Consider the following 14,711-nt stretch of genomic DNA (forward strand, 5'->3'; position numbering starts at 1 on the left):
TCCCGCCGCGCGGCGCAGCGCTCAGAGCACCTTGCCGGGATTGAGCAGCCCGAGCGGATCGAATGCGTGCTTGAGCGTGCGCATCGCGGCCAGTTCGGCGTCGCTGCGCGAACAGCCGAGCCAGTCGCGCTTGTAGCGCCCGATTCCATGCTCGGCCGACACCGATCCGCCCGCGTTGCGCACCAGCGGATACAGCACCGCGTCGACGTCGTGCACGCTTTCGCCCGTCAAATACGGCGCCGATACGCAGACATGCAGGTTGCTGTCGCCGAGATGCCCGAAGAAGAACACGTGCGCGCCGGGCCAGCGCGTCGTCAGCGCGCGATCGCACGCGTCGATGAACGCCGCGGTCTCGCGCAGCGGAATCCCAACGTCGAAATTCACCAGGCCGGGCAGCGCGTCGATCGCGAGCCCTTCCCGCAATGTCCAGAACGCCTGCGCGTCCGCGGCGCTCTGCGCGAGCGCCGCGTCGTCGATCAACCCGCGTTCGAGCCAGCCGGCCAGTACGGCCTCGAATCGCTCGGCGGTCTGCGCCGCGTCGCCGCTTGCGCACTCGATCAGCACCTTGACGCCGCCGTCTGCCGGCAACGGCGCACGCAGGCCCGGCGTGTGTTCGGTGACGTAGCCGTAGAACGCCGGCCACATCGTCTCGAAACTCAGCAAGTCCGCGCAGGACGCCCGCGCGTCGCGCAGCAGCGCGAGCGCCGCGGCCGTGTCGCGCACCGCGCACAGCGCGGTCGACGGTGCGGCAAGCTTCGGATGCAGCCGCAGCACGACACGCGTGACGATGCCGAGCGTGCCTTCGCTGCCCACGAAGATCTGCCGCAGGTCGTATCCCGCGTTGTTTTTCAGCAACTTGTTCAGCGAGCCCAGCACAGTGCCGTCGGCCAACACCACTTCGAGGCCGAGCACTTGTTCACGCGTGGCGCCGTAGCGGATCACACGGTTGCCGCCCGCGTTGGTCGCGACATTGCCGCCGATCTGGCACGAGCCGCGCGCGCCGAGATCGACGCCGAGCGCGAACCCCGCTTCGTCCGCCGCTTGTTGCAGATCCTGTAGCGTGGTGCCGGCCCAGGCCGTGACGGTCGCCGCGTCTGCGTCGATTTCGACGATACCCGTCATCCGTTCGAGCGACAGCGCGACGTCGCCCGCGGCCGGCGCCGCGCCGCCCGCGAGCCCCGTCATCCCGCCCTGCGGCACGACCGTCTGCCGGTAGGCGGTGCAGATCGCGAGCGCGCGGCTTACGTCGCCGACGCTGCGCGGCCGCAGCAATGCACGCGGCCGCGCACCCGGCGCTTCGCCGTAGTTCGTGAAATGGCGCGCGCCGATCGCGTCGCCGGTGCTCACGCAATCGTCGCCGAGCGCATCGCGCAGCGCGGCGACGACGTCGCCGTTCGAGGAAATATCGGACATGGTCGACGGGGCCGGCCGTTCCCGGCCCTTGGTGAAGGAAGGATCAGAAGTTGTGACGCATGCCGATGCGTGCGGCGGCCTGCGTGCGGCTCGTCGACGGCGCGAAGCTGTAGCCGATCACCGCATCCACGCCGTTCGACGCGCGCATCCAGTCGACCGCCGCGTACACGTCGGTGCGCTTCGACAGTGCGTAGTGCGTGCCGAGCGCAACTTCGTGCCAGTGATGGCCTTCGAACGTCGTGTACTGGTAGCCGGCGACGAGCGACAGCGGAGCCGTTGCCTGGTACAGGACGCCCGCCTCGTACACGCGCATCGTCGACGATTGCCCGTAGCCCTTGAATGTCGTGTTGCTGAAGTCCGCGTCGAACGTCAGCTTGCCGAGCGTATACGACGCGCCGATCCCGAAGATCGACTGCGAATTGATCGCAAACGGCGTCGAGCCGTGCAGGTCGGTGACGGCGCCCGTCGCCGGATCGATCGTCGCGACCGTCTGCCCGAGCATCGTGGTCACGCCCATCTGCGCATACGGGTCGAGCGCCGCGAGCCCGCGCGGCGAATTGAGCCGCGTATAGTTGCCGCCCGCCGAGAAATCGCCGTGCGTATAGGTCGCGCCGACGCTCCACGCGCTGCCGTCGTGGAAACTGCCCGCGTCGTTGCTGAACGAGTACATGCCGCCGACCACGAGCCCGTGGAAGCTGTTGCTGACGAACTTCACCGCATTCTGCAGCCGGTCGCCGCTCTGGCGGTCGAAATCGCCAAGGTGCACGCCGTAGCCGCTGCCGAACGCGCTGACGTTGTAGGCCGCCGTGAAGTCGAACGCGAAGTCGTACTGATTGCCGAACGTCAGCGTGCCCCACTCGTTGCCGAGCCCCACGTAAGCCTGGCGCCCGAACATCGCGCCGCCCTGGTTCAGCTTGCCGGTGCCGAGCCGGAAGCCGTTCTCGAGCTTGAACACGGCCTTGTTGCCGCCGCCGAGATCCTCGGTACCCATCAGGCCGACGCGGTTGCCGTACGACACGCCGTCGTCGAACAGATACGCATGCGCGCCGCCCGTATTGTTCACATAGGTGATGCCGCCGTCGATGATCCCGTACAGCGATACGCTGCTCTGCGCGTGCGCATAGCCGTGGACCATCACCGACATCATGCCGGCCAGCAGGAAGCGTTTCTTCATTTCCGGTGTCTCCAGTTTCCGCGCGACGCGGTTCGATTGTCGTTGTTCGTGAAAGACCGCCCGCCTGCTTCGCTTCGGCATCGCGGCGCTGGCGAGTATAGATTTCGTTGAATGAATGTTCAATCGATTGAGGCATCGGCCGGCACCGGTGTTTACACCCATCGGCGATATCTTTATTGAAAAAACGTTCAACCCGTCATAACATCGACCGGCAGCCCCGCGGACGACGTGCGGGCCCGTTCCGAACCTGGGAGTGCACTGGATGACGACCCACCTCAGCCCCGCCGCCGAGCCGCGCCTGCGCTCGGCCTACGAAGGACAGAAGTCTCGCCCGTACGACCCGGGCGCACCGATCGCGACGCCGCTCGAACTGCACCGCTGCAGCGTGCAACCCGAATGGGTCGACTACAACGGCCACATGAGCGAATCGTGCTACCTGTTCGTGTTCGGCGACAGCAGCGACGCGTTCTTCCGCTACTTCGGCATCGACGACGACTATCGCGCAGCCGGCTGCTCGATGTTTTCGGCGGAGACGCATATTCGCCACCTCGGCGAAGCGATGCTCGGCGAACCGCTCAGGCTCACGCTGCGGCTGCTCGATGTCGACGATCGGCGCCTGCACGTGTTCCATTCGATGCATCACGCAACGACCGGTGCGCAGCTCGCGACCGGCGAGCAACTGCTGACCCACGTCGATATGCGCGCGAAGCGCTCCGCGCCGTTTCCCGACACGATGCGCCGGCATCTCGACGCGATTCACGCCGAACATGCGCGCGCGCCGCGCGAACCTCATGCGGGCCGCGCGATCGCGATCCGCCGCCCCGCCCCCGCTTCACGCTGAATCACGACGGAGCCTTCCATGCTGACGAACGACGCCTGGCGCACGCGCGCCGGCCAACTCGAAATCGAATCGCGCGCCTTCGTTGACGGCGCGTTCCGCGACGCGCACGACGGCGCGACCTTCGCATGCACGAGCCCGATCGACGGCCGCGTGCTTGCCCCGGTCGCGCATTGCCGGCAGGCCGACGCCGACCTCGCGGTCGCGGCCGCGCGGCATGCGTTCGAGCACGGCGCATGGCGCGGCGCGACGCCGCGCGAACGCAAGCGCGTGCTGCTGCGCTGGGCCGTGCTGATCCGCGAGCACGCGGACGATCTCGCGCTGCTCGAGACGCTCGATACCGGCAAGCCGATCGCCGATACGACCGCGGTCGACATTCCGTCCACCGCGTATTGCGCCGAGTGGTTCGCGGAAGCGATCGACAAGACCGGCGGCGAAGTCGCGCCGGCCGATGCGCATCTCGTCGGGCTCGTCACGCGCGAACCGATCGGCGTGGTCGCCGCGGTCGTGCCGTGGAATTTCCCCGCGATGATCGCGATGTGGAAATGCGCGCCCGCGCTCGCGGCCGGCAACAGCGTCGTACTGAAACCGTCGGAGAAATCGCCGCTGAGTGCGCTGCGGCTCGCCGCGCTCGCCGCGCAGGCCGGGTTGCCGGCCGGCGTGCTCAACGTGCTGCCGGGCTTCGGCGATGCGGGCGAAGCGCTCGCGCGCCATCCGGACGTGGACTGCATCGCGTTTACCGGCTCGACCGCAGTCGGCCACAAGGTCGCGCGCTGCGCGGCCGATTCGAACCTGAAGCGGGTGTGGCTCGAACTCGGCGGCAAGTCGCCGCAGATCGTGCTGCCGGACTGCCCCGACCTCGACCGCGCGGCGCGCACCGTCGCGCACGCGGTGTTCTACAACACCGGGCAGATGTGCACGGCCGGCTCGCGCCTGCTCGTCCATCGCGAGATTCGCGACGCGTTGGTCGCGCGCGTGCTCGCGATCGCGCCCGACTATGCGCCCGGCGATCCGCTGTCGCCCGACACGCGGATGGGCAGCCTGATCGACGCGGCGCAGGTCGAGCGCGTGCTCGGCTACATCGATGCCGGCCGCGACGAGGCGATCCTGCTGGCGGGCGGCAAGCGCGCACGTACCGCAAGCGGCGGCCAGTACGTCGAGCCGACCGTGTTCGACTGCCCGCGCGCCGATGCGCGGATCGTGCGCGAGGAGATCTTCGGGCCCGTGCTCGCCGTCACGACATTCGACGATCTCGACGCGGCCGTCGCGCTCGCCAACGACACGCGCTACGGGCTCGCGGCATCGGTGTGGACGGCGAACCTGACGACCGCGCACGAAACCGCGCGCCGGCTGCGGGCCGGCACGGTGTGGGTGAACGGCTACGAGGAAACCGATGACATGAACTTCCCGTTCGGCGGCTTCAAGGAGTCGGGCAACGGGCGCGACAACTCGCTGCACGCGCTGGAGAAATACACGGAACTGAAGTCGACGATCATCCGGCTTCGGTAGGACGTGCGCGGCGCTCGCAGGCCGGATCGCGAGCGCGTGGCGCGCCGGATTCGGCGATCGGGCATCCGTTCCGGTCGCCGCGTGACCGCAATGCGGTCAGTTTTCGCGTAGCTCAGCGAACCAATCCTCGACAAGCAGCCCCGGGACGCGCTCGAATTCCCGGATGTCATGCGTGATCAGCACCAGTTGCCGCGCGCGTGCCTGCCCTGCGATCAATGCGTCATAAGGGCCGATCGGCGTACCAGCCGCGATCAGATGTGCGCGAATTTCGCCGGCATGCTGCGCATCCTCGACATCGAACGATGCGACCTCGAACTGAAGCGCCTCGACACGCGCCACGTTCGCCGCCACTCGCTGGCTCTTGCAGGCGTCGTAATAGAGTTCATGCGCGACGATCGCCGGTATCCCGAAATCGCCCGGCTGATGCGACCGCAGTCGGGACAGGATGGCCGGCTCGCCCTTGAGAATGGCGATCACCGCGTTGGTATCCAGCAGGAACTTCATTCGAATACGTCCAGATCCGGCCGCTCCTGCGCGGAGGGCTGCGTGGTCGCGGCAGCCTCGAAGTCGGCGTCGACCGGCCCGATCAGCGGCGTCAGCCATGCCCAGTCCTGCGGCACCGGCTCGAGAACGACCGACGATCCGTGGCGGCGAATCCTGACCTCGGCCGTGTCGAATCGGAAATCCTTCGGCAGCCGGACGGCCTGCGATCCGCCATGCTTGAAGATCTTGGCAATGTCCATCTTCACGCCTCTCACGTATCTACAAAATGTATCTACTTTAGCAACGGTACGTGAGGATAACGAGTCGGCCGATCGGCCTGTCGGCGGTGGATGCTTCGGTATTCAGGCCGCTCCAGGCGCCGCGATGACGGTGATTTGTCCCCGACATGATCCAGCACCGAATTCATTCCCATCAGGAAACAATCAATCGCTCGCCGACGATTCACCCGCCCGCCCGTACGCTCTAGACTGTCGCATCGTTCCCCTTCCGGATTCACGCAATGACCGACGTCCTGCCGCTGACCACCGATCCCCAGTCGGGCCTCCAATACCGGCTGCGCCCGGCCGCCGGCCGCCCCGTTGCCCGCCTGTTGCTGCTGCATGGCGTCGGCGGCAACGAAACCAACCTGCTGATCCTGGCCGGCATTATCGATCCTCGGATCGAGATCGCGTTCCTGCGCGCCCCGCTCACGTTCGGGCCCGGCCAGCATGCATGGTTTCCGGTGCGCTTCGGCCCGAACGGCCCCGAAATCGACGCAGCCCGCGCGGACGAAAGCCGCATTCAGCTGATCACGCTGCTGCGTGCCTTCCGCGCCCGCGACGGCGCGGCTTCCGCATTGCCGACCGTGATCGCCGGCTTCAGCCAGGGCGGCATCATGAGCGCGGGCGTCGGCCTCACGTCGCCGGACGATGTCGCCGCCTTCGCGGTGCTGTGCGGGCGCATCCTGCCCGAAATCGATCCGCTGATCGCGCCGCGCGATGCGCTTCGCCCGCTCCATGCGCTGATCGTGCACGGCCGCTTCGACGACAAGCTGCCCGTCGCGTGGGCCGACACCGCCGACGCGACACTCACGTCGCTCGGTGTCGCGCACGATACGCGGCTGTACGACGCCGGTCACGAACTGACCGAGGAAATGGCCGGCGACTTCAGCCGATGGGTCGGTGAACGCGCCGGCTTGAACTGACTGCGCCGGTGCGCCGGCCGATCCGGCGCGGCGCACCCGGCGAGTACCGTCAGGCGCCCCGCGCCGGATCGGTGACGGCGCCCGTGGCCACGGACGTACGCGCATTCGCCGCCTGCTCTCGCGCGGCACCGCGCTTCGCCAGCTTCCAGCCCACCACGAGTGCGAGCACGACGACCGGAATCATCGCGATGGTCCACGTGCCGCCCGGATAGTCGAACGCCATCAGCACCAGCACGCCGACGAGGAAGGCCAGCGTGAGCCACGACGTGAACGGCGCGCCGGGCATCCGGAACGACACGGCCTTCAGCTCGCCGCGATCGACCGCGCGGCGGAACAGGATCTGGCACATGACGATGAAGCCCCAGGTCGTGATGATCCCGAGCGACGCCATGTTCAGCACGATCTCGAACGCCTGCGCCGGCACGATGTAGTTCAACGGCACGCCGATCGCGTTGATCGCGACCGTGATCAGGATCCCGCCGTACGGCACGCCGCGTGCGTTCATTCGCGACACGAAGCGCGGCGCCGATCCGCCCATCGCCAGCGAGCGCAGCACGCGCCCGGTCGAATAGAGGCCGGAGTTCAGGCTCGACAGCGCGGCGGTCAGCACCACGACGTTCATCACGGTGCCGACGTACGGCACGCCGAGCTTGCTGAAGAACGTCACGAACGGGCTTTCGTGCGAGCTGTATGCCGTCCACGGCAGCAGCATCGTCAACAGCACGACGGAGCCGACATAGAACAGCGCAATGCGCCACATCACGCTGTTGATCGCCTTCGGCAGCACCTTGCGCGCATCGGCGGTCTCGCCCGCCGCGACGCCGACGAGCTCGATGCTCGCGTACGCGAACACGACGCCCTGCACGATCAGCACCGCCGGCAGGAGGCCGTGCGGAAAGATCCCGCCGTGATCCGCGACCAGGTGAAGCCCCGGCATCTGCCCGGCGACCGGATGGCCGCTCGCGAGAAACACCGCGCCCACCGCGAGGAACACCGCGAGCGTCCCCACCTTGACGAGCGAGAACCAGAACTCCATCTCGCCGAACACCTTCACGCCGATCATGTTCATCACCGACACGATCCCGAGCGCACCGAGCGCGAACACCCACTGCGGCACGTCCGTGAACACGGCCCAGTACTTCATGTAGATCGCGACCGCCGTGATGTCGACGATACCGGTCGTCGCCCAGTTCAGGTAGTACATCCAGCCCGCGACGAACGATGCGCGCTCGCCCATGAACTCCCGCGCGTACGACACGAAGCTGCCGCTGGTCGGCCGGTGCATCACGAGCTCGCCGAGCGCGCGCATGATCAGGAAGGCGAACACGCCGCAGACGAGATACACGAGCGCGAGCGCGGGCCCCGCGCTCTGCAGGCGTCCACCCGCACCGAGAAAGAGGCCGGTGCCGATCGCACCGCCCATCGCGATCATCTGCACGTGCCGCGGCTTCAACTGCTTCGCGTAACCGGCCTCGTGCGACGCGAACATCGCGTCGGGATCGGCATGACGGGAATCCGCGCCGCCGGCCGGACCGGCCGGGCGCTCGCTGCTGTGGTTCATCGTGAGTCTCCGTAGTTTCTTGATGTGTCGCGCCCCGCGCGGGGGCGCTGATGAAATGGCGGCCCGCCGGGCGCTCGACGCGCGCGCCGGCGGCCCTCGGCCGGCGTCAAAGCACGCGCGGCCGGATCAGCGCTTCGGGCCGAAGCGCTTCGTCTACCTGTGCATCGGTCATCCACTCGCGCTCGAGTACGACCTCGCGAATCGACTTGCCGGTCGCGTGCGCTTCGGCCGCGACGGCGGTCGCGCGCTTGTAGCCGATGTACGGATTCAGCGCGGTCGCAAGTGCGACCGAGCGCTCCATCGTTTCGCGCAGCCGCTCGGGGTTCGCGGTGATCCCGCTCACGCAGCGCTGCGCCAGCGTCGTGCAGGCGGCCGTCAGGTGGCTGAAGCTGCGGAACAGCGCGCTGGCGATCACCGGCTCGAACGCGTTGAGCTGAAGCTGCCCGGCCTCGGCGGCGAAGGTCACGGTCAGGTCGTTGCCGAACACCTCGAACGCAACCTGGTTGACGACTTCCGGGATCACCGGATTCACCTTGCCGGGCATGATCGACGAGCCGGCCTGCACCGGCGGCAGGTTGATCTCGCCGAACCCCGCGCGCGGGCCGCTCGACAGCAGCCGCAGGTCGTTGCAGATCTTCGACAGCTTCACGGCGATCCGCTTGAGCACGCCCGAGACCTGCACGAACGCGCCGCAATCCTGGGTCGCCTCGATCAGGTTCGGCGCGGTGCTCAGGTCGAGCCCGGTAATGCGCCGCAGCGCCGCCAGCGCCTTCTCCGCGTATTGCGGATGCGCGGTGATGCCCGTGCCGATCGCGGTCGCGCCGAGGTTGATCTCGCGAATCAGCCAGCCGGCTTCCTGCAGGCGTGCAATGTCTTCCGTCAGCATTACCGCGTAGGTCGAGAATTCCTGGCCGAGCGTCATCGGCACCGCGTCCTGCAATTGCGTGCGGCCGAGCTTCAGCAGGCCGGCGAAAGCGTCGGCCCGCTCGGCGAACGCATCGCGCAGGCGCGCCATCGCTTCGAGCAGGTGCTCGAGCGCGAAGCAGGTCGCGACGCGGATCGCGGTCGGATAGACATCGTTGGTGCTCTGCGCGAGATTGACGTGTTCGTTCGGATGCAGGTATTCGTACTGCCCGCGCGCGTGCCCCATGAGTTCGAGCGCGCGGTTGCAGATCACCTCGTTCGCGTTCATGTTGGTCGACGTGCCGGCCCCGCCCTGGATCACGTCGACGACGAACTGGTCGTGCAGGCGCCCTTCGCGAATCTCGACGCACGCGGCGGCGATCGCATCGCGGTACGGTCGCGGCAGCAGCCCGAGCTCGCAGTTCGCGTCGGCCGCGGCCTCCTTCACGGCAGCGAGCGCCATCACGAGGTACGGCAGCGACGCGATGGTGCGGCCCGAAATGTCGAAGTTCTCTTTCGCGCGCAGCGTATGGACGCCGTAATACGCGTCGTCCGGAATACTTCGTTTGCCTAAAAGATCCGCTTCGACGCGGAAGCCGTTTTCTGTCATCGTGCCCTCCTGGATGTCTCGTACCGCTCGCCGCTTCCCGACGCGACGGGTTCGCATTCTATGCCTTTGCAAAAACAAGCTCGCTTATGTATTATCGAAAGCGGTTTTGCGTGGGACGCAACAGCGAGAATCGAATGAAAAAAGGCGCGAGAGAAACCGGCATCGATCACATGGGCGCGATGCGCGCGTTCGTGAGAGTGGTCGAAACAGGGAGTTTTTCGGCGGTCGCGAAGGAGATGCACGTGTCGACGTCGACGGTCGCGCGCAAGGTCACGGCGATCGAGGAGGCACTCGGCGTCGCGCTGCTGCACCGCTCGACGCACAGCGTCACGCTGACCGAGGCCGGCCATATCTACCTGGAACGCGCCGTCACGCTGATCGCCGATCTCGACGACACGCTGCGTGTCGTCGCCGAACTGAATGCGCAGCCGAGCGGCCCGCTGAAGCTCACCGCGCCGGTTGCGTTCGGCCGCCGCCATCTCGCCCCGCTGGTCGCGCCGTTTCTCGCGCGCTACCCGACGATCCAGCTCGACGTGCGCCTCACCGACAACCACAACGACCTCGTGGCCGGTGGCTTCGACCTCGACATTCATGAAGGCGAGAACTACCTGGACAACCTCGTCGTCCACCGCCTGTCGCGCAACGACAGCATCCTGTGCGCGACGCCCGGCTATCTCGACCGCTGCGGGCGCCCGTCCACGCCGGACGACCTCAAGCAACACAACTGCCTGCGCTACGTGCACCCCGAAGGCGATCCGCGCTGGGAGCTCGTGAACGGCGACGCGCATCACAGCCTGCTGCCGGCCGGCAACCTCGTCACCGACCATTCGGAGCTGCTGCTCGAAGCGACCTGCGCGGGGCTCGGCATCGCGGAGTTCGAGATCTGGCTGGTGCGCGACCTGCTCGCGAGCGGCCGGCTCGAAGCCGTGCTGCCGCGCTACCGGCTGCTGAACCGGCTGACGGGCGAATACATCTACATCGCGTATCTGGCGAACCGGCGCAGCTCGGCGAAGCTGCGCGTCCTGAAGGACTTTCTCGCGGAACACCTCGCGCACATCGGCGAGCTGTCGGCGCTGGAGCTGGGGAAGATTCGCGGCGCGCGCACGTAGCACCTGCGCCCGCGTTCATGCCCGCGCCGGCCGGCAGGCATGGGCCCGCCGCCGCGCCCGGCCCGGTGTGCGGGCCGTCGGCGGCGGCGCATCCGCGCCGGTCAGGCCGGCTGCAATTCGAACGGGAACGTGGCGTGCCCGATCTCGACGCCCTGCGTGTTGCGCATCGGCGGTCGATGGAAAGCGGCCAGTTGCGCGCGCTGCCCGGCCGTGCCGATCTGCAGCCGCTCGAGGAGCTCGCTGACGACCATGTAGAGCACGTCGAGATTGCCGTCCTCGATCTTCACCGAGATGCCGAGCGCGCCATCGGCGCCCAGCTGCCGCGTGCGCGCCGACGCACGCACGCCGATCCCGTAGCACGCATCGGCGCCGAGCTTGCCGACCACCTGCCCGTCGAACGCCTTCATCAGCACCGTGCAATAGCGCCCGTCGCCGGCCACCAGTTCCGGATACGCGGTCATCGCACGATGAATGCGCGCCAGCGCGCGCACGCGATCGCTGATTGCATCACCGCCCGCCTCCACCGTATCCGCCCCGTCGGCCAGCGATGCGTACAGGCGCGCCAGCCGGTCCAGCGGAAACGCCGGCGTCGGCAGGTTGCACCCGTCGATCGCCCAGCCCACTTCGTCGTCGCGCAGCCCGCACGCATCGGCCATCACCTGCTTCACGCGCACCTGCATCGGATGCTCGGGCAGATGGTAATCGGCGATCGCGGCGCCGATCGCCTGCGCGCCGGCCAGCATCCCGACATGCTTGCCCGAACAGTTGCTGCATACGCCGGTCGGCGTGTAGTCGCGCTTGATCCACGCACGGTACACCGCGTCGGACAACGGCGGGTGGCCGCCGCAACGCAAGTCCGATTCCTGCGCGGCGACTTTTGCGAGCATCGCGCGCGTGCGTTCGATATGCCGGTCCTCGCTGCTGTGCGACGCGCACATCAGCGCGATGTCCGCATCGTCGAAGCCGAAGCGCTCGGGCGCACCCGTCTCGATCACCGACAGCGCCTGGGCCGGCTTCGCCGCCGACCGCGCGAGCGTCATCCGGAACGGATTGCCGAACCGGGCCAGCAGCCTGCCGCGTGCATCGACCACCGCCACATCGGCGACGTGCGTGTTCTCGATCGCCTTGCCGCGGTACGTGACGACTGCTGCGCGTTGGGTGTCCATCGTATGTTGTCTCCATGCTCGGGGCCTGCTTGCCGGGGCCCATCCAACCGGTACGGCAGTGTAGCGAGTCGCCGCGCCACGCGCCGGCCCGGCCATGGAAAGCGGTGTTGCATATGACGCAAAGGCGATCGCGCCCCCACGAAGACCTGACCGAATTAGTACAAAAACCATTCAATCGTTTACAGAATTGGTACCAATCCGTACAATTGCGATCACAAACGCGAATCATACGCATTCACATTGACGTTTTCCGATGTTCCGCACTGCCCGGCCTGCATCGAGAAGACGCGCCCGCTCACCGAACCTTCTGCTGCCTCTCGATATGCCCGCCCAGTTCAAGACGAGGCCTCGCGCCCTCGTGTCGGCGCTGACCTGCTCCGTTTTCCTGACCCCGCTGCTCGCTTCCGCCGAAACGGTACCCTCTCCCGCGCCCGCCGCCGACCAGCCGGCCCCGTCGGCCGACGTGCAGGCGACGCTGCCGACGATCACGATCCAGTCGTCCGCGCCGTCGGACATGCAGGTGAAGCAATCGCCGTCGTACAAGTTCACCGCGCCGCTGCTCGATACGCCGCGCTCGGTCACGGTGATCCCCGAGCAACTGATCAAGGAAAAAAACGTCACGTCGTTCGCGGACGCGCTGCGCTCGGTACCGGGCATCACGTTCCTCGGCGGCGATGCGGCCGCGAACCCGTCGGCCGACCGCCCGGTGATCCGCGGCTTCGAATCGCGCAACTCGATCTTCGTCGACGGGATGCGCGACTCGGGGCTGCAGAACCGCGAAACGTTCGCGGTCGAGCAGATCAGCGTGATCAAGGGCCCCGATTCGGTCTATGCGGGCCGCGGCTCGGTGGGCGGCAGCATCGACATCGTCACGAAGACGCCGAAGAACGACGACTTCATCAACAGCAGCATCGGCTTCGGCACCGACGGCTACAAGCGCGCGACGGTCGACGCGAACCACAAGATCAACGACACGACGGCCGTGCGCCTGAACGTGATGGGTCACGACGCGAACCAGGCCGGCCGCAACGACGTGTACAACAAGCGCTGGGGTGTCGCGCCGTCGATCGTGTTCGGGCTGAACACGCCGACCACGGTCACGGTCAGCTATTACCACATGAACTCGTACGACATGCCGGACTTCAGCGTGCCGTTCCGCGCGTCGGGCGGCACGCCGGTGCCGACCGATCGCGGGCAGTTCTTCGGGTTGAACACGCGCGACTACCGCTACGGGCAGACCGACACCGCCGAAGTGCGCGTCGAGCACAAGCTCAACGACGACTGGAAGCTGAAGAACACGACGATGTTCGGCCGCTCGACGCTCGATTACGTCGCGACGAACCCGCAGATCCTCGCGTCGAACCCGAACATGCTGAGCCTGCAGGCAAAGAGCGGCAAGTACGCGCTCAACGGCTTCTCGAACCAGACCGAGGTGACCGGCAGCGCGAGCCTGTTCGGCATGAGGCACACGATGACGGCCGGCGTCGAGTTCAGCCATGAACAGGCGCGCTACGAGGGCTACCTCGTATCGGATGCGGCCGGCCACAACATCCGCTCGGGCGGCCCGTGCTCGGTGGCCGGCAACTGCACGCCGCTCGCGGGCGGCTGGAACCCGAACATGCCGTGGACCGGCAGCATCGTGCTGAACGGCGACAAGGGCTTCCCCGGCGCGACGACGAACACGCGCACCGACACCGTGTCGGCGTACATCTTCGATACCGTGAAGCTGTCCGAGCGCTGGCAGTTCAACACGGGGCTGCGCTTCGACCGCTACGACACGACCGGCAAGCAGGCCGGCGTCGCCGACCTGTCGAACACGTCGAACCTGTTCAGCTACCAGTTCGGCCTCGTGTTCAAGCCGGTGAGCAACGTGAGCCTGTATGCGTCGTACGGCACGTCGTCGAACCCGCCGGGGTCGAACGGCGGCCTCGGCGGCGGCACCGACCAGATCACCGCGACGAACCAGGACCTCGCGCCGGAGCGCTCGCGCAACATCGAGATCGGCGCGAAGTGGGACGTGCTGCGGGATCAACTGTCGCTGACGTCGGCGCTGTTCCAGACCGAGAAGACCAACGCGCGCGTGAGCGACGGCCTCGGTCACACGGTCAACGCGGGCAAGCAGCGCGTGCGCGGTTTCGAATTCGGCTTCGCGGGCAACATGACGCCGAAGTGGCACGTGTTCGGCGGCTACTCGTACCTGAACGCGATCACGACCGACGCGGGCCCCGGCAGCCCGGGCGCATCGGGCCTGCCGATGGTGATGGTGCCGAAGCACAACTTCACGCTGTGGACGAGCTACGACGTGATGCCGAAGCTCACGCTCGGCGCCGGTGCGACGGTGATGAGCCAGACCTATGCGTCGGTATCCGCGACGACGAAGAAATGGACGCCCGGCTACGCGCGCTTCGACGCGGCCGCCACCTGGCGCGTGAACAAGACGATGGACGTCCAGCTGAACGTGCAGAACCTGTTCGACAAGAAGTATTACGCGAGCGCGTACCCGATCTACGCGACCTGGGCGCCGGGCCGTTCGGCGATGGTCACGCTCAACTTCTATCAGTAACGCGGTTGGCGGCGGGAGGGCGTGGTACGCCCCTCCTCGCCGCGCTCACCACGGCAGCGAATACGTCTTCACGTTCGTGAAGCTCTTCATCGCTTCCTGCACGCCCTCCTTGTACCCCAGCCCCGAATCCTTCACGCCGCCGAACGGCGTCAGCTCGAGCCGGTAGCCCGGCACTTCG

Annotated in this window: 13 protein-coding genes; 5 read left to right on the top strand and 8 right to left on the bottom strand. The window is 67.3% G+C overall.

Annotated features, from left to right (window positions below):
- Nucleotides 1–21: 21 nt before the first annotated feature.
- Nucleotides 22–1,413, bottom strand: coding sequence for an FAD-binding oxidoreductase (locus tag VK92_RS28190; RefSeq protein WP_048025995.1), 1,392 nt, complete (start codon nt 1,411–1,413; stop codon nt 22–24).
- Nucleotides 1,414–1,456: 43 nt separating this feature from the next.
- Complete coding sequence (locus tag VK92_RS28195; RefSeq protein WP_048025994.1) at nt 1,457–2,587, bottom strand: porin; 1,131 nt, start codon at nt 2,585–2,587, stop codon at nt 1,457–1,459.
- 262 nt (nt 2,588–2,849) lie between these two features.
- Here VK92_RS28195 and VK92_RS28200 point away from each other — a divergent pair, with 262 nt between their 5' ends.
- Nucleotides 2,850–3,428 (top strand): thioesterase family protein, encoded by a 579-nt coding sequence (locus tag VK92_RS28200; RefSeq protein WP_048025993.1) that lies wholly within the window; start codon nt 2,850–2,852, stop codon nt 3,426–3,428.
- 18 nt (nt 3,429–3,446) lie between these two features.
- Complete coding sequence (locus tag VK92_RS28205) at nt 3,447–4,934, top strand: aldehyde dehydrogenase (protein WP_048025992.1); 1,488 nt, start codon at nt 3,447–3,449, stop codon at nt 4,932–4,934.
- A 96-nt stretch (nt 4,935–5,030) separates the two neighbouring features.
- Here the strand turns inward: VK92_RS28205 and VK92_RS28210 are convergent, their stop codons facing one another.
- Together VK92_RS28210 and VK92_RS28215 are read right to left on the bottom strand one after the other, a co-directional pair.
- Nucleotides 5,031–5,438 (bottom strand): type II toxin-antitoxin system VapC family toxin, encoded by a 408-nt coding sequence (locus VK92_RS28210; protein WP_048025991.1) that lies wholly within the window; start codon nt 5,436–5,438, stop codon nt 5,031–5,033.
- Nucleotides 5,435–5,677, bottom strand: coding sequence for an antitoxin (locus VK92_RS28215; RefSeq protein ID WP_048025990.1), 243 nt, complete (start codon nt 5,675–5,677; stop codon nt 5,435–5,437). Before VK92_RS28215 ends, VK92_RS28210 begins: the two co-directional genes overlap by 4 nt.
- Before the next feature lie 260 nt (nt 5,678–5,937).
- Between VK92_RS28215 and VK92_RS28220 the strand changes: the two genes are divergently transcribed.
- Entirely contained in the window at nt 5,938–6,621 is a 684-nt protein-coding gene (locus tag VK92_RS28220; protein ID WP_048025989.1) for an alpha/beta hydrolase, read from the top strand.
- A 49-nt stretch (nt 6,622–6,670) separates the two neighbouring features.
- Here the strand turns inward: VK92_RS28220 and VK92_RS28225 are convergent, their stop codons facing one another.
- Together VK92_RS28225 and VK92_RS28230 are read right to left on the bottom strand one after the other, a co-directional pair.
- Entirely contained in the window at nt 6,671–8,182 is a 1,512-nt protein-coding gene (locus VK92_RS28225; protein ID WP_048025988.1) for an amino acid permease, read from the bottom strand.
- A gap of 106 nt (nt 8,183–8,288) precedes the next feature.
- Nucleotides 8,289–9,695 (bottom strand): aspartate ammonia-lyase, encoded by a 1,407-nt coding sequence (locus VK92_RS28230; protein WP_021161379.1) that lies wholly within the window; start codon nt 9,693–9,695, stop codon nt 8,289–8,291.
- Nucleotides 9,696–9,829: 134 nt separating this feature from the next.
- Between VK92_RS28230 and VK92_RS28235 the strand changes: the two genes are divergently transcribed.
- On the top strand, nt 9,830–10,804 hold the full coding sequence (locus VK92_RS28235) for a LysR family transcriptional regulator (protein WP_027791264.1): 975 nt from the start codon (nt 9,830–9,832) through the stop codon (nt 10,802–10,804).
- 101 nt (nt 10,805–10,905) lie between these two features.
- Here VK92_RS28235 and VK92_RS28240 read toward each other — a convergent pair whose 3' ends face one another.
- The gene (locus VK92_RS28240) at nt 10,906–11,970 is read right to left on the bottom strand and encodes an asparaginase (protein ID WP_021161381.1); all 1,065 of its coding nucleotides are present in this window, start codon (nt 11,968–11,970) and stop codon (nt 10,906–10,908) included.
- A gap of 322 nt (nt 11,971–12,292) precedes the next feature.
- Between VK92_RS28240 and VK92_RS28245 the strand changes: the two genes are divergently transcribed.
- Nucleotides 12,293–14,533 (top strand): TonB-dependent receptor, encoded by a 2,241-nt coding sequence (locus tag VK92_RS28245; RefSeq protein ID WP_048025987.1) that lies wholly within the window; start codon nt 12,293–12,295, stop codon nt 14,531–14,533.
- Between the two features lie 45 nt (nt 14,534–14,578).
- Here VK92_RS28245 and VK92_RS40800 read toward each other — a convergent pair.
- On the bottom strand, nt 14,579–14,711 hold a 133-nt coding region (locus VK92_RS40800; protein ID WP_122982936.1), incomplete at its 5' end, for an aldehyde dehydrogenase family protein.

This window comes from Burkholderia sp. LK4 (assembly GCF_001043615.1).
Classification (GTDB): Bacteria; Pseudomonadota; Gammaproteobacteria; order Burkholderiales; family Burkholderiaceae; genus Burkholderia; species Burkholderia cepacia.

Excerpts from the sequence above, each read along its gene's own strand:
- VK92_RS28190 (WP_048025995.1), bottom strand. The coding sequence starts at position 1,413 with ATGTCCGATATTTCCTCGAACGGCGACGTCGTCGCCGCGCTGCGCGAT.
- VK92_RS28195 (WP_048025994.1), bottom strand. The coding sequence starts at position 2,587 with ATGAAGAAACGCTTCCTGCTGGCCGGCATGATGTCGGTGATGGTCCAC.
- VK92_RS28200 (WP_048025993.1), top strand. The coding sequence starts at position 2,850 with ATGACGACCCACCTCAGCCCCGCCGCCGAGCCGCGCCTGCGCTCGGCC.
- VK92_RS28205 (WP_048025992.1), top strand. The coding sequence starts at position 3,447 with ATGCTGACGAACGACGCCTGGCGCACGCGCGCCGGCCAACTCGAAATC.
- VK92_RS28210 (WP_048025991.1), bottom strand. The coding sequence starts at position 5,438 with ATGAAGTTCCTGCTGGATACCAACGCGGTGATCGCCATTCTCAAGGGC.
- VK92_RS28215 (WP_048025990.1), bottom strand. The coding sequence starts at position 5,677 with ATGGACATTGCCAAGATCTTCAAGCATGGCGGATCGCAGGCCGTCCGG.
- VK92_RS28220 (WP_048025989.1), top strand. The coding sequence starts at position 5,938 with ATGACCGACGTCCTGCCGCTGACCACCGATCCCCAGTCGGGCCTCCAA.
- VK92_RS28225 (WP_048025988.1), bottom strand. The coding sequence starts at position 8,182 with ATGAACCACAGCAGCGAGCGCCCGGCCGGTCCGGCCGGCGGCGCGGAT.
- VK92_RS28230 (WP_021161379.1), bottom strand. The coding sequence starts at position 9,695 with ATGACAGAAAACGGCTTCCGCGTCGAAGCGGATCTTTTAGGCAAACGA.
- VK92_RS28235 (WP_027791264.1), top strand. The coding sequence starts at position 9,830 with ATGAAAAAAGGCGCGAGAGAAACCGGCATCGATCACATGGGCGCGATG.
- VK92_RS28240 (WP_021161381.1), bottom strand. The coding sequence starts at position 11,970 with ATGGACACCCAACGCGCAGCAGTCGTCACGTACCGCGGCAAGGCGATC.
- VK92_RS28245 (WP_048025987.1), top strand. The coding sequence starts at position 12,293 with ATGCCCGCCCAGTTCAAGACGAGGCCTCGCGCCCTCGTGTCGGCGCTG.